This window comes from Sphingomonas sp. BGYR3 (assembly GCF_025153455.1).
Taxonomy (GTDB): Bacteria; Pseudomonadota; Alphaproteobacteria; order Sphingomonadales; family Sphingomonadaceae; genus Sphingomonas.
Genome location: NZ_JANZNT010000002.1, coordinates 335263 through 353197, shown reverse-complemented (window position 1 = coordinate 353197; position 17935 = coordinate 335263). Strand labels below are relative to the sequence as shown.

The following is a 17935-nucleotide window of genomic DNA, read 5'->3' as shown; positions in this document are numbered from 1 at the left end:
GACGGACACGCAAACTACGCGCCGTCGGCACTGCCGCTGAACCGGAAGTGCGCTCAACTAGAGCGAGACCGCCCGGCTGTCAAGCGACGCATCGCCTGTCAAGCCACTTTGCAGGGGGCATGCCCCGGCGGCCAATCGTTCTGTCCCGGCACGGCTTTCCCGGCACCCATGGCATGGGCCATCGGGCGGGGCATAGAGACACCAGAGGGCGCTGCCGGACCCGTCCAGCGGCGCGGATCAGGCCGACTTGCCGTCCAGGATCGCCTCGATCGCATCGGTGACCTCTGCGATCGGAGCCATGCCATCGACGCGCTGGACGATGCCGCGCGCGTCATAGATGGGCAGGATCGGTGCGGTCTTGGCGCGATATTCGGCCATGCGCGTGCGCACGGTTTCCTCGTTATCGTCGGCGCGGCGCTTGAATTCGGTGCCGCCGCAGCTGTCGCACACGCCGTCCACCTTGGGCCGGTTGAACGTGTCGTGATAGCCCGCGCCGCAGTTCGCGCAGGTGAAGCGGCCGACGATGCGTTCGACCAGCGCATCCTCATCCACCACCAGCTCGATCACATGGTCGAGCTTGCGGGCGCGGTCGGACAGCAGGGTTTCGAGGGATTCGGCCTGGGCCGCGGTGCGGGGATAGCCATCGAAGATGACCCCCTGCCCCGCCGACAGCGCGTCCAGCGCCTCTCCAATGATGCCGGACACGATTTCGTCGGAAACCAGCGCGCCGGATTCCATCACTGCCTTTGCCTTCAGCCCGGTCGGGGTGCCGGCCTTGACCGCGGCGCGCAGCATGTCGCCGGTCGACAGCTGAACCATGCCGCGTTCGGCAACCAGGCGCGCAGCCTGAGTGCCCTTGCCCGCCCCCGGAGGCCCCAGCAGGATGATGTTCACGCCTTGCAATCCCCTCTTGCCGCCCTCTGCGCCCGGCTATCGCCGGTCAGCGCAGACGGCCCCCTTTCAGCTTCGCCTTCTTGATCAGGTCGCCATACTGGTGCGCCAGCAGGTGCGACTGGATCTGCGTTACCGTGTCCATGGTTACGTTGACCACGATCAGAAGGCTAGTCCCGCCCAGATAGAAGGGGATGCCAAGGCTGGCGATCAGATATTCCGGCACCAGGCAGAGCACGGTCAGATAGGCCGCACCGATCACCGTGATGCGCGTCAGCACGTAATCGAAATAGTTCTCGGTATTCTTGCCCGGACGGATGCCGGGGATGAACCCGCCATACCGCTTGAGGTTTTCCGCCGTCTCTTCCGGATTGAACACGATCGCGGTGTAGAAGAAGCAGAAGAAGATGATGCCGAGGCCATAGAGCGCCATGTACACCGGGCTGCCATGCGTCAGATACTGGTTCAGCGTGACGATGGCATTGCCCCACCAGGTGTCGCTGGTCGCCGAGGCGCCGGCAAACTGGCTGATCGTCAGCGGCATCAGCAGCAGCGACGAGGCGAAGATCGGCGGAATGACGCCGGCGGTATTGATCTTCAGCGGCAGGTGGCTGCGTTCCGCCTGCATCCCCCGCGCGGTCTGGCGCTTGGGGTACTGAATGAGGATGCGGCGCTGCGCCCGTTCCATGAAGCAGATGAACAGGACGAGCAGGACGACGGCCGCAACGGTCGACAGGATGACCAGCGGCGTCGTGGAGCCGGTCCGACCCCCTTCGAACAGCTGGGCCAGCGTGACCGGCAGGTTGGCGACGATGCCCGCCATGATGATCAGCGAAATGCCGTTGCCGATGCCGCGGCTGGTGATCTGTTCGCCCAGCCACATCAGGAACATGGTGCCGCCAACGAGGCTGATGACCGCGCCGACGCGGAACAGCATGCCGGGATCGACTACCGCGCCGCCCGCCTCAAGCCCGGTGGCGATGAACCAGCCCTGCACGATCGTCAGGCCGACGGTGCCGTAGCGGGTGTACTGATTGAGCTTCTTGCGCCCGCTTTCGCCCTCTTTCTTGAGCGCCGCGAGCTGCGGCGCCAGCGAGCTGGCCAGCTGAACGACGATGGAGGCGGTGATATAGGGCATGACGCCCAGCGCGATCAGGCTGGCCCGTTCAAGCGCACCGCCCGAAAAATTGTTGAAGAATTCAAGCACGCCGCCCGATGCGCGATCGGCCAGCCCCTGCAGACCGACCGGGTCGATGCCGGGCAGCGGCACATAGCTGAGCAGCCGGAACACGATCAGCGCGCCGATGGTGAACCAGAGGCGCTTTTTAAGGTCGGTCGCCTTCGAAAATTTCGACAGGCTCAGATTGGTGGCCAGTTGATCGGCTGCGGATGCCATATGAATGTTCGTCCCGGAAACACGTGCGGCGGATGTCCTGCCGCCCTCCCGCCGTCCATATAGGTGGTGATGCGGGGATGTCTAACGGGGATGCGACGGGCGCTGGCAGGCCCGAACCCCCGAATGGAGCGCGGGGAACCCCGAAGGATCCCCCGCCGCCCGCAAATCAGCCCTTCTTCTTCTCGGCCTTGGCAGCCAGGCGCGCCTCGCGGGTCTTGCCCTTCTTGGCAGCAGCCTTTTCGTTGGCCGGGACGACTTCGATCACCTGAACCGAACCGCCGGCCTTTTCGACGGCTTCGATCGCCGACTTGGAGGCACCGGCGACGACGAAGCTGAGCTTCGCGGTCAGTTCGCCCTTGCCGAGCAGACGGACGCCGTCCTTGCCGCCACGGGCCAGGTTCGCCGCCTTCAGCGCGGCGTGATCGAGCGATGCGCCCGCTTCCAGCTTGCCGGCATCGACCGCCTTCTGGATCGCGCCCAGGTTCACCTCGGCATAATCCTTGGCGAAGATGTTGTTGAAGCCACGCTTCGGCAACCGCATGTGGAGCGGCATCTGACCGCCCTCGAAGCCGTTGATGGAGACGCCCTCGCGGCTCTTCTGACCCTTTTGGCCGCGCCCGGCGGTCTTGCCCTTGCCGGAGCCGATGCCGCGGCCGACCCGCATCTTGCGGTGACGGGCGCCCTGATTGTCGGTGAGTTCGTTCAGCTTCATGATCTGCACTCGCTTTCGCTTTTGTCGCGCGTTGGAAAAAGTGGAAGGGGGGCCATTAGCCCCCCGTCCGGTATTTGTCACCCCGGAAATCGGGGATCGGGCCGTGCGAAGGGCCTTAGCCCTCCAGCACCTTCACCATGTGCGGCAGCTTGGCGATCATGCCCCGAACCTCGGGGGTATCTTCAAGCTCGCTGACCCGGTGCATCTTGTTGAGGCCCAGGCCGATCAGCGTCGCGCGCTGATCCTTGGTGCGGCGGATCGGCGAGCCGATCTGCTGAACTTTGATCTTCGCCATGATGATTACTCCGCGATCGCAGCGGCGTCGGCTTCCGCCTCGGCCTTGTCCGCGCCGCCACGGCCGAGCAGGTCAGCGACCTTCTTGCCGCGACGCTGCGCCACCGACTTGGGGCTGGTCTGTTCGACCAGCGCCTCAAAGGTCGCACGGATCATGTTGTAGGGGTTGGACGTGCCGATCGACTTGGTGACGACGTCGGCGACACCCAGCGATTCGAACACGGCGCGCATCGGACCGCCGGCAATGATGCCAGTACCGGCAGGCGCCGAACGGACATACACGCGGCCTGCGCCGAAGTGACCCGCACCGTCATGGTGCAGCGTCCGGCCTTCCTTCAGCGGAACGCGGACCATCTTCTTCTTTGCAGAAGCCGTCGCCTTCGAAATGGCTTCCGGCACTTCGCGCGCCTTGCCATGACCGAAGCCGACCCGGCCCTTGCCGTCGCCCACGACGACCAGCGCCGCAAAGCCGAAGCGCTTGCCGCCCTTCACCGTCTTGGACACGCGGTTGATGTGCACGAGCTTTTCGATCAGCTCTTCGCCACCGTCCTCGGCACCGCGGCCACCGCGTTCGTCGCGACGACCCCGGCCACCCTCGCGGCCACGACCGCCGCGGTCACCGCCGCCGCCGCCCCGGCCACCACGGCCGCGACGAGCGCCACCGGCGTTCTCGCCCTCGGCGGGCGCGCCCTGAATGATCTCGTCAGCCATGTTAGAACTCCAATCCGCCTTCGCGCGCAGCTTCCGCCAGCGCCTTTACCCGACCGTGGAACAGGAAGCCGCCACGATCGAACACCACCTGGGTGACGCCAGCGGCCTTCGCCGCTTCGGCCAGGCGCTTGCCGACTTCTGCCGCAGCAGAGGTGGTTGCGCCGGTCTGACCGCGCAGATCCTTGTCCAGCGACGAAGCAGCAGCCAGCGTGCGGCCAGCGGCGTCGTCGATCACCTGGGCATAGATGTGCTTGCCGGAACGATGCACCGACAGACGCGGACGGCCACCGGCACGTGCGCGCAGCGCAGTGCGGTTCCGGCGGCGCCGCTTTTCGAACAGAGAGAGACCCTTGGTCATTACTTCTTCTTCCCTTCCTTGCGGAAGATGAACTCGCCGTCATACTTGATGCCCTTGCCCTTATAGGGCTCCGGCTTGCGCCAACGACGGATCTCCGCGGCCACCTGGCCGACCTTCTGCTTGTCGATGCCCGAGATTTCGACCGTGGTCTGATCCGGGGTCTTGATTTCGATCCCTTCCGGGATGTCGAAATTCACATCGTGCGAATAGCCCAGCTGCAGCTTCAGCACTTTGCCCTGCGACGCGGCGCGATAACCGACGCCGGTGATCAGCAGCTTCTTGGTGAAACCCTCGGTCACGCCGGTGACGAGGTTCTGCACCATCGTGCGCTGCATGCCCCAGAAGGCGCGGGCCTGCTTGGTCCCGTTCGCGGGCTGGACGACAATGCCGCCATCCTCGACCGTGTAGCTGATTTCGTCCCGCAGCGGCAGCGTCAGGGTGCCCTTCGGCCCCTTGACCGACAGGATGCGCCCGTCGATGCTGGCGGTGACGTTGGCCGGCACGGAAACCGGCTTCTTGCCAATGCGGCTCATCAGAATACCTCCGCCAGCACTTCGCCGCCGACATTCTGTTCGCGCGCTTCGGCGTCGGACAGAACGCCCTTGGGCGTCGAGACGATGGTGATGCCAAGGCCGTTGCGCACGCGCGGCAACTCCTGCGCACCGGAATAGATCCGGCGGCCGGGCTTGGACACGCGGGCGACATGCTTGATCGCCGGCTGGCCTTCGAAATACTTCAGCTCGATGCGGATGCCGGCCGCGGGGCCCATCTGCTCTTCGCTGTAGCCACGGATGTATCCTTCACGCTGCAGCACGTCGAGCACGCGGACGCGCAGCTTCGACGCCGGCGTCAGGACACTGTCCTTGCGCGCGCGCTGGCCGTTGCGGATACGGGTGAGCATATCACCCAGGGGATCGGTCAATGCCATACCAGTGATCCTTACCAGCTCGACTTGGTGACGCCGGGAATCATGCCCTTATTGGCCAATTCACGCAGCATGACGCGGGCGAGACGGAACTTGCGATAATAGCCGCGCGGACGACCCGTCAGTTCGCAGCGGTTGCGGATGCGGGTCGGGTTCCCGTTGCGGGGTATCTCGGCCATCTTGAGCCGCGCGATCAGACGCTCGGTTTCATCGAGCGACTGGTCATTGGCCGTCGCCTTCAGCTTCGCATACTTGCCGGCATACTTCTTCACCAGCTGCTTGCGACGCTCGTTCTTGTTGATCGAACTCAGTTTCGCCATGGACTTAAGCTCTCTTTCCTAACTCTTATGCAGCCTGCTTCTCTTCACCGGTCATGCCGATGAAGGGGAAGCCGAACAGACGAAGCAGCTCGCGCGCTTCCTCATCGGTCTTTGCAGTGGTGGTCACGATCACATCCATACCGCGGACCTTGTCGATCCGGTCATAGTTGATTTCGGGGAACACCAGCTGTTCCTTGATGCCGCAGGCATAGTTGCCACGGCCGTCGAACGACTTGGGGTTCAGGCCACGGAAGTCGCGCACACGGGGCAGCGCGATCGTGACGAAGCGGTCGAGAAACTCGTACATCCGCTCGCGACGCAGCGTCACCTTGCAACCGATCGCCATGCCTTCACGCAGCTTGAACTGCGCGATCGACTTCTTGGCCTTGGTCACCACGGGCTTCTGGCCGGCGATCAGTTCCATTTCCTGAGCGGCCTGTTCGACGCGCTTCTTGTCCTGGGTCGCTTCGCCAACGCCCATGTTCAGCACGATCTTTTCGATCCGCGGAACTTCAAGCGCGTTCTTGTAGCCGAACTTCTCGGTCATCGCCTTGACGATCTTGTCGTCATACAGCTTGCGCAGGCGGGGGGTGTACTTGTCAGCCATTGATCACGTCTCCGGTCTTGACCGCCACGCGGACCTTCTTGCCGTCGCGCTCCTCGAAGCGGACGCGGGTCGGCTTGCCGTCAGCGGTCACATGCGCAACCTTCGAGACGTGCAGCGGGGCTTCGGTGCGCTCAAGGCCACCCTGCGGGTTTGCCTGGGTGGGCTTGCGGTGGCGCGTGGCGACATTGACGCCCGACACGACAACCTTGCCGTCCTTCGGCAACGACTTGACGACCTCACCGGTCTTGCCCTTGTCCTTGCCGGACAGGACGATGACCTGGTCACCCTTCTTGATGCGAGCGGCAGCCATTACAGCACCTCCGGCGCGAGCGAGATGATCTTCATGAACCCGCGCGAGCGCAGTTCGCGGACGACCGGGCCAAAGATACGGGTGCCGATCGGCTCCTCGTTCTTGTTGATCAGCACGGCGGCGTTGCCGTCGAAACGGATTACCGAGCCATCGGCGCGGCGCACGTCCTTGGCCGTGCGGACGATCACCGCGCGGTGAACGTCGCCCTTCTTAACCTTGCCACGGGGCTGTGCTTCCTTGATGCTGACGACGATGATGTCGCCCACGGACGCGAAGCGACGCTTCGATCCGCCCAGCACCTTGATGCACTGCACCCGCTTCGCGCCGCTGTTGTCAGCGACGTCGAGATTCGACTGCATCTGGATCATTGATCCGGTTCCTTCTCACTATAGGGCAGGATTCCGACCCTGCCCCGCCTTCGATATCAAGCGGCGGACGTATCGGCGCCGACGCGCCCAACGACCTTCCACGTCTTGAGCTTCGAGATCGGCGCAGTCTCTTCGATGCGCACGGTCTCGCCCTCGCGATACTCATTGCCCTCGTCATGGGCATGATACTTCTTCGAACGACGGATGATCTTGCCGTAGAGCGGGTGCTTCACCTTGCGCTCCACCAGCACGACCACGGTCTTGTCGCCCTTGTCGGAAACCACGTTCCCGGTCAGCACGCGCTTCGGCATGGTTCTTCCTCTTACTTCGCAGCCGAGCGCGAACGCTCGTTCTGAATGGTCTTGATGCGGGCGATGTCGCGGCGCACTTCGCGCACGCGGCTCGCCTTTTCAAGCTGCGCAGTGGCGGCCTGGAAGCGAAGGTTGAATGCCTCCCGCTTCAGCTGGCCCAGCGTCTCGACCAGCTGGTCGTCGCTCTGCGCGCGGATATCTGCAGGCTTGGTCATTGTCCTCAACCCTCCAGGTGCGACGTGTCGCCGAGACGCGCCACGACCTTGACCTTGATCGGCAGCTTCATCGCCGCACGCTCGAACGCTTCTGCCGCCAGCGGGCCGGCAACGCCGTCCAGCTCGAACAGGATACGGCCCGGCTTGACGCGGGCGACCCAGTATTCCGGCGAACCCTTACCCGAGCCCATGCGGACTTCGGCGGGCTTGGACGAAACCGGCACATCGGGGAAGATGCGGATCCAGAGACGGCCCTGACGCTTGATGTGACGCGTGATCGCGCGGCGGGCCGCTTCGATCTGGCGGGCGGTGATCCGCTCCGGCTCCATCGCCTTCAGGCCATAGGAACCGAAGTTCAGCGTGGTGCCACCCTTGGCATCGCCATGGATGCGGCCCTTGAACGCCTTGCGGAACTTGGTGCGCTTTGGTTGCAGCATTGTCCTCTAAGCCCCTTAGCGCCGGTCTTCGCGCGCCGGGCGGACGCCCGAGGTCTGCGATTCCAGCATCAGACGGTCCTGCGCCATCGGATCATGGCCCAGGATCTCGCCCTTGAAGATCCACACCTTCACGCCGCAGACACCATAAGCGGTGTGCGCCTGCGCTTCGGCATAATCGACGTTCGCGCGCAGCGTGTGCAGCGGCACCCGGCCCTCGCGATACCATTCGGTGCGGGCGATTTCAGCGCCGCCCAGACGGCCGCCGCAGTTGATGCGGATGCCCTCTGCGCCCAGACGCATCGCCGACTGAACGGCGCGCTTCATGGCGCGGCGAAACGCGATACGGCGCTCCAGCTGATCGGCAATGCCCTGCGCCACCAGCTTGGCGTCGATTTCCGGCTTGCGGATTTCGACGATGTTCAGGCTGACGTCGCTGGACGTGAAGCTGCCCAGCTTCTTGCGCAGCTTTTCGATGTCCGCGCCCTTCTTGCCGATGATCACGCCGGGGCGCGCAGCATAGATGGACACGCGGCACAGCTTGGCCGGACGCTCGATCACCACCTTGGAAATCGCGGCCTGGGGCAGCGTTTCCATGATGTACTTGCGGATCTTCAGATCCTCCAGCAGCAGCCGGCCATAGTCATGGCCTTCCGCGAACCAGCGGCTGTCCCAGGTGCGGTTGATCTGCAGGCGCAGACCGATGGGGTTCGATTTCTGACCCATTATGCTTCTTCCTGCTCGCGCACGACAATGCGAAGCCGCGAAAACGGCTTCAGGATGCGGGTGGACTTGCCGCGGCCGCGCGTGGCGAACCGCTTCATCGTGATCGACTTGCCAACCGACGCCTCGGCGACGACGAGCGCGTCGACATCGAGATTGTGGTTGTTTTCCGCATTGGCGATCGCCGAAGCCAGCACCTTGCGCGCATCGACGGCCATCGCCTTCTTGCTGAACGCAAGGATGTTCATCGCATCGCCAACCTTGCGGCCACGGATCAGGCCAGCAACCAGGTTCAGCTTCTGAGCCGAACCACGGATGGTGGTGCCGACGGCCAGCGCCTCATTGGCGGCGACCCGGCGGGGGGCTGCTTGCTTGCTCATCAGCGCTTACCCTTCTTGTCGGCGGCGTGACCCGGGAAATACCGGGTCGGCGCGAATTCACCCAGCTTCATGCCGACCATGTCCTCGTTGACCGAGACAGGCACGAACTTGCGGCCGTTATAGACGTTGAACGTCAGACCGACGAACTGCGGCAGGATCGTCGAGCGACGCGACCAGGTCTTGATCGGACCGGCGCGATTGCCCTGTTCCTGGGCGGTTTCCGCCTTTTTCAGCAGATGAAGGTCGACGAACGGACCCTTCCAAACCGAACGAGCCATGTCGATTAGCCCTTCTTCTTCGCGTGGCGCGAACGGATGATCATCTTGTCCGTCGCCTTGTTGTGGCGGGTGCGCGCACCCTTGGTCGGCTTGCCCCACGGGGTGACCGGATGACGGCCGCCCGAGGTCCGGCCTTCACCACCGCCATGGGGGTGATCGACCGGGTTCTTGGCAACGCCGCGGGTCAGCGGGCGCTTGCCCAGCCAGCGGTTGCGGCCAGCCTTGGCAAGGTTGGTGTTGGCGTTGTCCGGATTGGACACGGCACCGACCGTGGCCATGCAGTTCGCGTGGATATAGCGCTGTTCACCCGAATTCAGGCGGACAATGACCATGCCCTTGTCGCGGCCAACGACCTGCACATAGGTGCCGGCCGAACGGGCGATCTGACCGCCCTTGCCCGGCTTCATCTCCACATTGTGGACGATGGTGCCGACCGGCATCTGGCCCAGTTCCATGGCATTGCCCGGCTTCACGTCGGTCTTCTTGCCAGCGACCACCTTGTCGCCAACGCCAAGACGCTGCGGCGCGATGATATAGGCCAGACGATCCTTGCCAGCTTCGTCCGCGCCATAGTTGACCAGCGCGATGAAGGCGGTGCGGTTGGGATCATATTCGATCCGTTCCACGGTCCCTTCGACGTCCCACAGGCGGCGCTTGAAATCGATGATACGATAGCGCTGCTTGTGACCGCCGGCGATACCGCGCGACGTCACATGGCCCTTGTTGTTGCGGCCGCCGGTCTTGCGCTTGCCCTCGGTCAGCGCCTTGATCGGCGCGCCCTTGTGCAGGCCCGAACGGTCGACCAGGATCAGCCCGCGGCGGGCCGGCGAGGTCGGATTGTAATGCTTGAGTGCCATGTGCCTCAGATCCCCGTCGTGACGTCGATGGAATCGCCGTCCTTCAGCGTCACGATCGCCTTCTTCACGTCCGAACGGCGATAGGGAGCACCCTTCCACCGCTTGGTCTTGCCCTTCTGCACCAGCGTGTTCACGCCCGTGACGGTGACGTTGAACAGCGCCTCGACCGCAGCCTTGATCTCCGGCTTGGACGCATCGCCCGCCACCTTGAAGACCACTGCGTTATGCTCGGACACGAGCGTCGACTTTTCCGTGATGTGGGGAGCCACGATCACATCGTAATGGCGGGTGTCGACCGCCGCCTTGGTCGGCTTCTTAGCCATGGAAGCGGGCCTCCAGCTTTTCGACAGCCGCGCGGGTCAGCACCAGCGTGTCATGCTTCAGGATGTCGTACACATTCGCGCCGACGGCGGGCAGGACGTTGACGCCCGGCAGGTTGCGGCTGGCCAGAGCGAAGCCGTATTCGACCTGCTCGCCATCGATGACCAGCGCGGTCTTGCCAAAGCCGAGCTTGGCAAACTTGCCCTTCAGCTCCTTGGTCTTTTCCGCACCGCCCAGCGTTTCGACGATGACCAGCGAGCCCGCCTTGGCATGGCTCGACAGCGCCATCTTGAGGCCCAGCGCGCGGATCTTCTTGTTCAGCGACGGATCGAAGTCGCGAACACGGGCACCGTGCGCCTTACCACCGCCGACGAACACCGGAGCCCGGCGATCGCCGTGACGGGCGACGCCGCCGCCCTTTTGCCGGCCCAGCTTCTTGCCGGAACGGGCCACATCGCTGCGCTCACGCGTGCCGCGAGCGGTGCCGCGACGCTTTTCCAGCTGCCAGGTGACGACGCGGTGCAGGATGTCGGCACGCGGCTCGACGCCGAACACTTCGTCCTTCAGCTCGATATCGCCTGCCGCAGCAGCGTCGAGGGTCTGAACCTTGACCTTCATGGTTTAGCCCTCCTGGCCTTCGGTCGCCTCGACCGCAGCAACGTCCGTGGCGGGCGTGTCAGCGGGGGCATCATTGTTGTTGCTGGCGCTCTTGATCGCGGCAGGGAACGGCGCATCGGCATGGCGCGGCAGCTTCACCGCATCCTTGACGATCAGCCACGCACCCTTGTGACCGGGCACGGAGCCCTTCACGAAGATCAGGCCACGCTCGACATCGGTCGAAACGATTTCCAGGTTCTGCTGCGTGCGATTGCGGTCGCCCATGTGACCGGCCATCTTCTTGTTCTTGAAGACGCGGCCCGGATCCTGACGGTTACCGGTCGAACCGTGCGAACGGTGGCTGACCGACACGCCGTGCGTGGCGCGCAGACCGCCGAAGCCCCAGCGCTTCATGGCGCCGGCGAAACCCTTACCCTGGGTGCGGCCCGACACGTCGACATACTGACCGGCGACGAAGTGGTCGGCGGAGATTTCCGCGCCCACATCGACCAGACCGTCCTCGTCCACGCGGAACTCGCACAGCACCGCCTTCGGCTCCACTTCGGCCTTGCCGAAATGGCCGCGCTGCGGCTTGGCGACATTCTTGGCCTTGGCGCTGCCTGCGCCCAGCTGGATGGCGGTGTAGCCATCCCGATCGGCGGTGCGCTGTGCAACCACCTGAACCCCCTCCAGCGCCAGGACAGTGACGGGCACGTGACGGCCGTCATCCTGGAACAGGCGGGTCATCCCCAATTTCTTCGCGATCACGCCAGTGCGCATGACCCATGCTCCTATACAGAGGCCCGCAATGGCGAGATGCCATCACGGGCGTGACGTCCAACCCAAAATGCGATGCGAGCCCCCGTCCGGGCTGGGCTGCCCCGCACGAATGCGGGACAAGACGGGGGACGCAGTCCCGGGCCATTCTCTTGCGAGGCCGTCCCGGCGGTATCCCTAATTCGTGAGAGGGCGGACCCTCCGTGCCATCCTTGCCGCGGTACTGGACCGATCCGAGGATGAACCGCTCACCGACCAGCGGGAGCGCGAATCTCTTAATGGAAGCGGCGCATTACGCCAGCTTGATCTCCACGTCAACGCCAGCGGCCAGATCGAGCTTCATCAGCGCGTCGACCGTCTGCGGCGTCGGCTGAACGATGTCCAGCAGGCGCTTGTAGGTGCGCGTCTCGAACTGCTCGCGCGACTTCTTGTCGATGTGCGGGCCGCGGTTGACGGTGAACTTGTCGATGTGCGTGGGCAGCGGAATGGGACCACGGATCAGAGCGCCGGTGCGACGGGCAGTATCGGCGATATCGCCAGCTGCCTGATCGAGCACGCGATGGTCGAACGCCTTCAGGCGAATACGGATATTCTGAGCTTCCATGTCCCTACCGATGCGAAAGAGCGGACCCCGTGACCGGGGTTCATGCTGTTGCGTTAAACTGGAGGCGGGCCATTACAGGGGCGAGCCCGGATTGGCAAGGGGGTGCGGCCAGGATTCTGCGGCCTTTATGCAAAGATCCCCTGCCCCGCGCGATGCGCCGCTCTATCCAGGCAGATGAGCCACCGCTGACGGTTGTGCCTGGCCGCTGACGGGCGCCAATCCGGTGCCCGCCCGTCCCCCGCTGCGGCATAGAAAAAGCCCGGCCTCCCCCAAGGGAAGGCCGGGCCAATTCCGTTCCAAAGCCCCTGAAAGGGCGTCAGATCACTTGTCGATCGACGCAACCACGCCAGCGCCGACGGTGCGGCCGCCTTCACGGATGGTGAAACGCTGACCGATGTCCATGGCGATCGGGGCGATCAGCTTGACGCCGAGCGCGACGTTGTCGCCGGGCATGACCATTTCCGTACCCTCGGGCAGAACCACCGTGCCGGTGACGTCCGTGGTGCGGAAGTAGAACTGCGGACGATAGTTAGCGAAGAACGGCGTGTGACGGCCACCTTCGTCCTTCGACAGCACGTACACTTCCGACTGGAATTCGGTGTGCGGCTTGATCGAACCCGGCTTGGCCAGAACCTGACCACGCTCGACTTCTTCACGGCCGACGCCGCGGATCAGCGCACCGATGTTGTCGCCGGCCTGGCCCTGATCGAGCAGCTTGCGGAACATTTCGACGCCGGTCACGACGGTCTTGCGGACCGCTTCCTGGATGCCGATGATTTCGACTTCGTCGCCAACCTTGACGATGCCGGTTTCGACACGGCCGGTCACCACGGTGCCGCGACCCGAGATCGAGAACACGTCTTCGATCGGCATCATGAACGGCTTGTCCAGCGGACGCTCCGGCTGCGGGATCGATTCGTCGACGGCAGCCATCAGGGCCAGGATCGCGTCCTTGCCCAGCTTGTCGTCGGAACCCGACAGGGCGGCAGTGGCCGAACCGCGGATGATCGGAATGTTGTCGCCGTCGAACTCGCGCTTGGACAGTTCTTCACGGATTTCCATTTCGACCAGCTCGAGGATTTCCTCGTCGTCGACCAGGTCAACCTTGTTCAGGAACACGACCATGGTGGGCACGCCGACCTGACGGGCGAGCAGGATGTGCTCCTTGGTCTGCGGCATCGGGCCGTCGGTGGCGGCAACCACCAGGATGGCGCCGTCCATCTGCGCCGCGCCGGTGATCATGTTCTTCACATAGTCGGCGTGGCCGGGGCAGTCGACGTGCGCATAGTGGCGCGTGTTGGTTTCATACTCGACGTGCGCGGTCGAGATGGTGATGCCGCGCTCACGCTCTTCCGGCGCCTTGTCGATGTTGGCGAAATCGACGGCTGCGTTGCCGGCGACGTTTTCAGCCAGAACCTTGGTGATCGCGGCCGTCAGCGACGTCTTGCCATGGTCGACGTGACCGATGGTGCCGATGTTGAGGTGCGGTTTGTTCCGCTCAAACTTTGCCTTTGCCATTGTTTCCTACCTTCTGATCATATCCCGCGCCGCCAAGGGGAATCGCCGGAACGCGGCCCCATAGCGGCTGATTAACGTTTATGCCAGCACCAACCTGACGGTTAGGCGAGCTTCGCCTTCACTTCATCCGCCACATTCTGCGGCACTTCGTCGTAATGGCTGAACTGCATCGAATATTGCGCCCGGCCCTGGGTGAACGAGCGCAGCTGGTTCACATAGCCGAACATGTTGGCCAGCGGCACCATCGCCTCGACCACCTGGGCATTGCCCCGGCTGTCGGTGCCCTGGATCTGGCCACGACGCGAGTTCATGTCGCCGATGACGTCGCCCAGATAATCTTCCGGCGTCACCACCTCGACCTTCATGATCGGCTCGAGGAGCTTGATGCCCGACTTCTGGGCCGCTTCACGCATCGCGCCGCGGGCGCAGATTTCGAACGCCAGCGCCGAAGAGTCGACGTCGTGATACTTGCCGTCGATCAGGTGGACGGCGAAATCGATGATCGGGAAGCCGATCAGCGAGCCCGTCTCGGCCGTTTCGCGGAAGCCCTTTTCCACCGACGGGATATATTCGCGCGGGATGTTGCCGCCCTTGATCTCGTCATGGAACACGAAGCCCGAGCCGCGCTCGCCGGGGACGAGCTTGACCTTCACTTCGCCGAACTGGCCCGAACCACCCGACTGCTTCTTGTGGGTGTAGGTCAGCTCGACCGGCTTCGCCAGATATTCGCGATAGGCCACCTGCGGCGCACCGACATTCGCCTCGACCTTGAATTCGCGGCGCATGCGATCGACCAGGATTTCCAGGTGAAGTTCACCCATGCCCTTGATGATCGTCTGACCGCTTTCATGGTCGGTCGACACGCGGAACGAGGGATCCTCGGCAGCCAGGCGGTTGAGCGCGATGCCCATCTTTTCCTGGTCGGCCTTGGTCTTCGGTTCCACCGACAGCTCGATCACGGGATCGGGGAATTCCATCCGCTCAAGGATGATCGGCGCGGTCGGCGCGCACAGCGTGTCGCCCGTCGTCGTTTCCTTCAGGCCCGCGATGGCGACGATGTCACCGGCATAGGCGACGTCGATGTCTTCACGGTTGTTCGCATGCATCAGCAGCATGCGGCCGATCTTTTCCTTCTTGTCCTTCACCGTGTTCTGCACGGTGCCCTTCTCCAGCTTGCCGGAGTAGATGCGGGCAAAGGTCAGCGAGCCGACGAACGGGTCGTTCATGATCTTGAACGCCAGCGCCGAGAACGGCTCGCTGTCGTCAGCCTTGCGGCTGTCCTTGGTCTCGCCGTCCATCTTGACGCCTTCGACCGGCGGAATGTCCAGCGGGCTGGGCAGATAGTCGACCACGGCGTCGAGCAGGGGCTGCACGCCCTTGTTCTTGAACGCCGAGCCGCAGACGATCGGCACGAACGCCATTTCGAGCGTACCCTTGCGGATCAGCTTCTTGAGGTCGGCCACCGAAGGCTCGTTGCCCTCGAGATAAGCTTCCATCAGCGCGTCGTCCTGCTCGACGGCCATTTCGATCAGCTCGCTGCGATACTTCGCAGCCTTTTCGGCCATGTCGTCGGGGATCGGCTGATATTCGAACTTCGCACCCAGCGATTCTTCGAGCCAGATGATCGCGCGGTTCTCGACCAGATCGACCAGGCCCTTGAAGCCGCCTTCGATGCCGATCGGCAGATACAGGACCGCCGGACGTGCGCCCAGACGCTCGATGATCGAGTTCACGCAGTAATAGAAGTCGGCACCGGTCCGGTCGAGCTTGTTGACGAAGCACATGCGCGGCACGCCGTACTTGTCGGCCTGACGCCACACGGTTTCCGACTGCGGCTCAACGCCGGCAACGCCGTCGAAGCAGGCGACCGCGCCGTCGAGCACGCGCAGCGAACGTTCGACTTCAATGGTGAAGTCGACGTGGCCGGGGGTGTCGATGATGTTGATCCGGTGCTCTTCGCCCTGACCATCCTGCGCCTTCCAGAAACAGGTGGTGGCAGCAGACGTGATCGTGATCCCGCGCTCCTGCTCCTGCTCCATCCAGTCCATGGTGGCCGTGCCTTCGTGCACTTCGCCGATCTTGTACGACTTGCCGGTGTAATAAAGAATACGCTCGGTCGTCGTCGTCTTGCCGGCATCGATGTGCGCCATGATGCCGATGTTGCGATAGCGCTCGAGCGGATGGCTGCGGGCCATGGTCGTGGTTCCTTAAGGATGTGGGGAGCCGGACCGCCCGGCTCCCCAATATATAGGACAGTTTGTTACCAGCGAAAGGCTTCGCTGCCCCGCTGTTACCAGCGGTAGTGGCTGAACGCGCGGTTGGCTTCCGCCATCCGGTGCGTATCTTCCCGCTTCTTCACCGCGTTGCCGCGATTGTTGGCGGCATCCATCAGCTCACCCGACAGGCGGGCGGCCATGGTGTTTTCGCTGCGGTTACGGGCCGACGAGATCAGCCAGCGGATCGCCAGCGCCTGGGCACGTTCCGGACGCACTTCCACCGGCACCTGATAGGTCGCACCGCCGACGCGGCGACTGCGGACTTCGATGCCCGGCTTGATGTTGTTCAGCGCATCGTGGAACACGCCCAGCGGATCGCGCTTTGCACGCGTCTCGACGGTTTCCAGCGCACCATAGACGATGCTTTCGGCGACGGACTTCTTGCCGTCCAGCATCACGCTGTTCATGAACTTGGACAGAACCACATCCCCGAACTTGGGATCCGGCAGAATTTCCCGCTTTTCGGGACGACGACGACGAGCCATCTTAGATTTCCTTCTAGAACTTCGGCCGGTCCGGAACCCGTCCGGGGCCTACTCTGGCTGAATTACTTCGGACGCTTGGCGCCGTACTTCGAACGGGACTGCTTGCGGTCCTTCACGCCCTGCGTGTCGAGCACGCCGCGCAGCACGTGGTAGCGCACGCCCGGAAGGTCGCGCACACGGCCGCCGCGGATGAGCACCACCGAGTGCTCCTGCAGGTTGTGGCCTTCGCCCGGAATGTAGCTGATGACTTCGCGCTGGTTGGTCAGGCGAACCTTGGCCACCTTGCGCAGAGCCGAGTTCGGCTTTTTCGGGGTCGTGGTGTAGACGCGGGTGCAGACACCGCGCTTCTGCGGGTTCTGGTCCATCGCAGGGACCTTTGACTTGGCCTTCTGCGGTTCGCGGCCCTTGCGGACCAGCTGGTTAATCGTCGGCATGAAGCCCTTCACCTTCCAATGGTTACTTTGTCGGAGCCATGATTTCCGGAAAATACGAAAGGACCCTAGGCGGCCTTGCCGGCCTCCGGGCCCTGGCGTCTCCAACAATGTTCAGCTCAAAAAAATCCCATGGGCCAGACGCAATGCCCCGCTTCATGGAACGGCGCGCCTATACGCACGCGGCCGCCGCCGGTCAATGGGCCGCGCGGCGCGAATCGTCCCGTCGCATCCACAATGCCGACTGACGACAGCCGCCGCGGCAAAAGCTATACCCGCATCGAGTCGCGACAGAAGCACGGGGGAGCCAGTCCATGTTCAACAGCAACCGCAACCGGGACGACCGCTCGCCCGCCCATCCCCCTGCCCCGTCCGCCGCGCCGGGCGCGCCCGCCAATCAGCAGGCGGGTCGCAAGGGCATGTTTTCTGTGATCGGCGCCGATATCGTCATCATCGGCAATGTCAGCGCATCCAACGACCTGCACATCGATGGCCGGGTGGAAGGCGACATCACGTGCACCAGCCTGATCCAGGGGCCGGAAAGCCGCATCGGCGGCCTGATCACCGCCGACACCGCGCGGCTGGCGGGCACGGTGGACGGCACCGTGCGGGTCAAGAACCTGACCATCGACCGGACGGCGCGGATCAACGGCGATGTCGAATATGACCAGATCACGATCGAGACGGGCGGCCATATCGACGGGCGGCTGAAGCATATGGCGGTGATCGCGGAACAGGTCGCCAAGGCCGGGCTGGATCCGGCAGACGCCCCGATCGCGCCGGTGACGATCGTCAGCGATACGGCGGAATAAGGCGGGCCGAGAGGTTCAGCGAAC

The 17935-nt window shown here is 63.8% G+C and carries 28 protein-coding genes; 1 reads left to right on the top strand and 27 read right to left on the bottom strand.

Annotated features, from left to right (window positions below; all coding sequences use genetic code 11):
* Positions 1–237: 237 nt before the first annotated feature.
* From NYR55_RS13605 to rpsL, 27 genes are all read right to left on the bottom strand, one after another.
* Entirely contained in the window at positions 238–894 is a 657-nt protein-coding gene (locus NYR55_RS13605) for an adenylate kinase (RefSeq protein WP_260022072.1), read from the bottom strand.
* Between the two features lie 46 nt (positions 895–940).
* Positions 941–2287, bottom strand: a complete 1347-nt coding sequence (gene secY, locus NYR55_RS13600; RefSeq protein WP_260022069.1) for a preprotein translocase subunit SecY — start codon at positions 2285–2287, stop codon at positions 941–943.
* Between the two features lie 166 nt (positions 2288–2453).
* The gene (rplO, locus tag NYR55_RS13595) at positions 2454–2999 is read right to left on the bottom strand and encodes a 50S ribosomal protein L15 (protein WP_260022390.1); all 546 of its coding nucleotides are present in this window, start codon (positions 2997–2999) and stop codon (positions 2454–2456) included.
* A gap of 115 nt (positions 3000–3114) precedes the next feature.
* Positions 3115–3294: a 50S ribosomal protein L30 gene (gene rpmD / locus NYR55_RS13590; protein WP_260022067.1), complete on the bottom strand. Its 180-nt coding sequence runs from the start codon at positions 3292–3294 to the stop codon at positions 3115–3117.
* 5 nt (positions 3295–3299) lie between these two features.
* Positions 3300–4004, bottom strand: coding sequence for a 30S ribosomal protein S5 (gene rpsE / locus NYR55_RS13585; protein WP_260022066.1), 705 nt, complete (start codon positions 4002–4004; stop codon positions 3300–3302).
* Between the two features lies 1 nt (position 4005).
* On the bottom strand, positions 4006–4362 hold the full coding sequence (rplR, locus tag NYR55_RS13580; RefSeq protein ID WP_260022064.1) for a 50S ribosomal protein L18: 357 nt from the start codon (positions 4360–4362) through the stop codon (positions 4006–4008).
* On the bottom strand, positions 4362–4895 hold the full coding sequence (gene rplF, locus NYR55_RS13575; protein ID WP_260022062.1) for a 50S ribosomal protein L6: 534 nt from the start codon (positions 4893–4895) through the stop codon (positions 4362–4364). Before rplF ends, rplR begins: the two co-directional genes overlap by 1 nt.
* On the bottom strand, positions 4895–5290 hold the full coding sequence (gene rpsH / locus NYR55_RS13570; protein WP_260022060.1) for a 30S ribosomal protein S8: 396 nt from the start codon (positions 5288–5290) through the stop codon (positions 4895–4897). The genes rplF and rpsH overlap by 1 nt, the downstream gene beginning before the upstream one ends.
* A gap of 11 nt (positions 5291–5301) precedes the next feature.
* On the bottom strand, positions 5302–5607 hold the full coding sequence (gene rpsN / locus NYR55_RS13565) for a 30S ribosomal protein S14 (protein WP_260022059.1): 306 nt from the start codon (positions 5605–5607) through the stop codon (positions 5302–5304).
* A gap of 25 nt (positions 5608–5632) precedes the next feature.
* Complete coding sequence (gene rplE, locus NYR55_RS13560) at positions 5633–6214, bottom strand: 50S ribosomal protein L5 (RefSeq protein WP_260022058.1); 582 nt, start codon at positions 6212–6214, stop codon at positions 5633–5635.
* Positions 6207–6524, bottom strand: a complete 318-nt coding sequence (rplX, locus tag NYR55_RS13555) for a 50S ribosomal protein L24 (protein WP_260022057.1) — start codon at positions 6522–6524, stop codon at positions 6207–6209. Before rplX ends, rplE begins: the two co-directional genes overlap by 8 nt.
* Complete coding sequence (gene rplN, locus NYR55_RS13550; protein WP_260022056.1) at positions 6524–6892, bottom strand: 50S ribosomal protein L14; 369 nt, start codon at positions 6890–6892, stop codon at positions 6524–6526. Before rplN ends, rplX begins: the two co-directional genes overlap by 1 nt.
* A 56-nt stretch (positions 6893–6948) precedes the next feature.
* Positions 6949–7203 (bottom strand): 30S ribosomal protein S17, encoded by a 255-nt coding sequence (gene rpsQ / locus NYR55_RS13545; protein ID WP_260022055.1) that lies wholly within the window; start codon positions 7201–7203, stop codon positions 6949–6951.
* Positions 7204–7214: 11 nt separating this feature from the next.
* Positions 7215–7418: a 50S ribosomal protein L29 gene (rpmC, locus tag NYR55_RS13540; RefSeq protein WP_260022054.1), complete on the bottom strand. Its 204-nt coding sequence runs from the start codon at positions 7416–7418 to the stop codon at positions 7215–7217.
* Positions 7419–7423: 5 nt separating this feature from the next.
* On the bottom strand, positions 7424–7855 hold the full coding sequence (gene rplP, locus NYR55_RS13535) for a 50S ribosomal protein L16 (protein ID WP_260022053.1): 432 nt from the start codon (positions 7853–7855) through the stop codon (positions 7424–7426).
* A 15-nt stretch (positions 7856–7870) separates the two neighbouring features.
* Positions 7871–8578: a 30S ribosomal protein S3 gene (rpsC, locus tag NYR55_RS13530; protein ID WP_260022051.1), complete on the bottom strand. Its 708-nt coding sequence runs from the start codon at positions 8576–8578 to the stop codon at positions 7871–7873.
* Positions 8578–8955 (bottom strand): 50S ribosomal protein L22, encoded by a 378-nt coding sequence (gene rplV / locus NYR55_RS13525; RefSeq protein WP_260022050.1) that lies wholly within the window; start codon positions 8953–8955, stop codon positions 8578–8580. The genes rpsC and rplV overlap by 1 nt, the downstream gene beginning before the upstream one ends.
* The gene (gene rpsS, locus NYR55_RS13520; RefSeq protein ID WP_260022049.1) at positions 8955–9233 is read right to left on the bottom strand and encodes a 30S ribosomal protein S19; all 279 of its coding nucleotides are present in this window, start codon (positions 9231–9233) and stop codon (positions 8955–8957) included. Before rpsS ends, rplV begins: the two co-directional genes overlap by 1 nt.
* Before the next feature lie 5 nt (positions 9234–9238).
* Entirely contained in the window at positions 9239–10090 is an 852-nt protein-coding gene (gene rplB / locus NYR55_RS13515; protein WP_260022048.1) for a 50S ribosomal protein L2, read from the bottom strand.
* 5 nt (positions 10091–10095) lie between these two features.
* Positions 10096–10413: a 50S ribosomal protein L23 gene (locus NYR55_RS13510; RefSeq protein ID WP_260022047.1), complete on the bottom strand. Its 318-nt coding sequence runs from the start codon at positions 10411–10413 to the stop codon at positions 10096–10098.
* Positions 10406–11029: a 50S ribosomal protein L4 gene (rplD, locus tag NYR55_RS13505; RefSeq protein WP_260022046.1), complete on the bottom strand. Its 624-nt coding sequence runs from the start codon at positions 11027–11029 to the stop codon at positions 10406–10408. The genes NYR55_RS13510 and rplD overlap by 8 nt, the downstream gene beginning before the upstream one ends.
* Before the next feature lie 3 nt (positions 11030–11032).
* Positions 11033–11788 carry a 50S ribosomal protein L3 gene (gene rplC / locus NYR55_RS13500; RefSeq protein WP_260022045.1) on the bottom strand — a complete coding sequence of 252 codons (756 nt, stop codon included), beginning with the start codon at positions 11786–11788 and terminating at the stop codon, positions 11033–11035.
* Positions 11789–12077: 289 nt separating this feature from the next.
* A complete protein-coding gene (gene rpsJ, locus NYR55_RS13495; RefSeq protein ID WP_260022044.1) occupies positions 12078–12389 on the bottom strand; it encodes a 30S ribosomal protein S10 in 312 nt (103 codons plus the stop codon).
* Positions 12390–12710: 321 nt separating this feature from the next.
* Positions 12711–13907 (bottom strand): elongation factor Tu, encoded by a 1197-nt coding sequence (gene tuf / locus NYR55_RS13490; RefSeq protein WP_260022043.1) that lies wholly within the window; start codon positions 13905–13907, stop codon positions 12711–12713.
* Positions 13908–14008: 101 nt separating this feature from the next.
* Positions 14009–16102: an elongation factor G gene (gene fusA / locus NYR55_RS13485; RefSeq protein WP_260022042.1), complete on the bottom strand. Its 2094-nt coding sequence runs from the start codon at positions 16100–16102 to the stop codon at positions 14009–14011.
* 95 nt (positions 16103–16197) lie between these two features.
* On the bottom strand, positions 16198–16668 hold the full coding sequence (rpsG, locus tag NYR55_RS13480; protein ID WP_260022040.1) for a 30S ribosomal protein S7: 471 nt from the start codon (positions 16666–16668) through the stop codon (positions 16198–16200).
* Between the two features lie 62 nt (positions 16669–16730).
* Complete coding sequence (rpsL, locus tag NYR55_RS13475) at positions 16731–17102, bottom strand: 30S ribosomal protein S12 (RefSeq protein ID WP_133496204.1); 372 nt, start codon at positions 17100–17102, stop codon at positions 16731–16733.
* 311 nt (positions 17103–17413) lie between these two features.
* Here rpsL and NYR55_RS13470 point away from each other — a divergent pair, with 311 nt between their 5' ends.
* The gene (locus NYR55_RS13470) at positions 17414–17911 is read left to right on the top strand and encodes a polymer-forming cytoskeletal protein (RefSeq protein WP_260022039.1); all 498 of its coding nucleotides are present in this window, start codon (positions 17414–17416) and stop codon (positions 17909–17911) included.
* Positions 17912–17935 lie beyond the last annotated feature (24 nt).

Excerpts from the sequence above, each read along its gene's own strand:
- secY (WP_260022069.1), bottom strand. The coding sequence starts at position 2,287 with ATGGCATCCGCAGCCGATCAACTGGCCACCAATCTGAGCCTGTCGAAA.
- rplO (WP_260022390.1), bottom strand. The coding sequence starts at position 2,999 with ATGAAGCTGAACGAACTCACCGACAATCAGGGCGCCCGTCACCGCAAG.
- rpmD (WP_260022067.1), bottom strand. The coding sequence starts at position 3,294 with ATGGCGAAGATCAAAGTTCAGCAGATCGGCTCGCCGATCCGCCGCACC.
- rpsE (WP_260022066.1), bottom strand. The coding sequence starts at position 4,004 with ATGGCTGACGAGATCATTCAGGGCGCGCCCGCCGAGGGCGAGAACGCC.
- rplR (WP_260022064.1), bottom strand. The coding sequence starts at position 4,362 with ATGACCAAGGGTCTCTCTCTGTTCGAAAAGCGGCGCCGCCGGAACCGC.
- rplF (WP_260022062.1), bottom strand. The coding sequence starts at position 4,895 with ATGAGCCGCATTGGCAAGAAGCCGGTTTCCGTGCCGGCCAACGTCACC.
- rpsH (WP_260022060.1), bottom strand. The coding sequence starts at position 5,290 with ATGGCATTGACCGATCCCCTGGGTGATATGCTCACCCGTATCCGCAAC.
- rpsN (WP_260022059.1), bottom strand. The coding sequence starts at position 5,607 with ATGGCGAAACTGAGTTCGATCAACAAGAACGAGCGTCGCAAGCAGCTG.
- rplE (WP_260022058.1), bottom strand. The coding sequence starts at position 6,214 with ATGGCTGACAAGTACACCCCCCGCCTGCGCAAGCTGTATGACGACAAG.
- rplX (WP_260022057.1), bottom strand. The coding sequence starts at position 6,524 with ATGGCTGCCGCTCGCATCAAGAAGGGTGACCAGGTCATCGTCCTGTCC.
- rplN (WP_260022056.1), bottom strand. The coding sequence starts at position 6,892 with ATGATCCAGATGCAGTCGAATCTCGACGTCGCTGACAACAGCGGCGCG.
- rpsQ (WP_260022055.1), bottom strand. The coding sequence starts at position 7,203 with ATGCCGAAGCGCGTGCTGACCGGGAACGTGGTTTCCGACAAGGGCGAC.
- rpmC (WP_260022054.1), bottom strand. The coding sequence starts at position 7,418 with ATGACCAAGCCTGCAGATATCCGCGCGCAGAGCGACGACCAGCTGGTC.
- rplP (WP_260022053.1), bottom strand. The coding sequence starts at position 7,855 with ATGCTGCAACCAAAGCGCACCAAGTTCCGCAAGGCGTTCAAGGGCCGC.
- rpsC (WP_260022051.1), bottom strand. The coding sequence starts at position 8,578 with ATGGGTCAGAAATCGAACCCCATCGGTCTGCGCCTGCAGATCAACCGC.
- rplV (WP_260022050.1), bottom strand. The coding sequence starts at position 8,955 with ATGAGCAAGCAAGCAGCCCCCCGCCGGGTCGCCGCCAATGAGGCGCTG.
- rpsS (WP_260022049.1), bottom strand. The coding sequence starts at position 9,233 with ATGGCTCGTTCGGTTTGGAAGGGTCCGTTCGTCGACCTTCATCTGCTG.
- rplB (WP_260022048.1), bottom strand. The coding sequence starts at position 10,090 with ATGGCACTCAAGCATTACAATCCGACCTCGCCGGCCCGCCGCGGGCTG.
- NYR55_RS13510 (WP_260022047.1), bottom strand. The coding sequence starts at position 10,413 with ATGGCTAAGAAGCCGACCAAGGCGGCGGTCGACACCCGCCATTACGAT.
- rplD (WP_260022046.1), bottom strand. The coding sequence starts at position 11,029 with ATGAAGGTCAAGGTTCAGACCCTCGACGCTGCTGCGGCAGGCGATATC.
- rplC (WP_260022045.1), bottom strand. The coding sequence starts at position 11,788 with ATGCGCACTGGCGTGATCGCGAAGAAATTGGGGATGACCCGCCTGTTC.
- rpsJ (WP_260022044.1), bottom strand. The coding sequence starts at position 12,389 with ATGGAAGCTCAGAATATCCGTATTCGCCTGAAGGCGTTCGACCATCGC.
- tuf (WP_260022043.1), bottom strand. The coding sequence starts at position 13,907 with ATGGCAAAGGCAAAGTTTGAGCGGAACAAACCGCACCTCAACATCGGC.
- fusA (WP_260022042.1), bottom strand. The coding sequence starts at position 16,102 with ATGGCCCGCAGCCATCCGCTCGAGCGCTATCGCAACATCGGCATCATG.
- rpsG (WP_260022040.1), bottom strand. The coding sequence starts at position 16,668 with ATGGCTCGTCGTCGTCGTCCCGAAAAGCGGGAAATTCTGCCGGATCCC.
- rpsL (WP_133496204.1), bottom strand. The coding sequence starts at position 17,102 with ATGCCGACGATTAACCAGCTGGTCCGCAAGGGCCGCGAACCGCAGAAG.
- NYR55_RS13470 (WP_260022039.1), top strand. The coding sequence starts at position 17,414 with ATGTTCAACAGCAACCGCAACCGGGACGACCGCTCGCCCGCCCATCCC.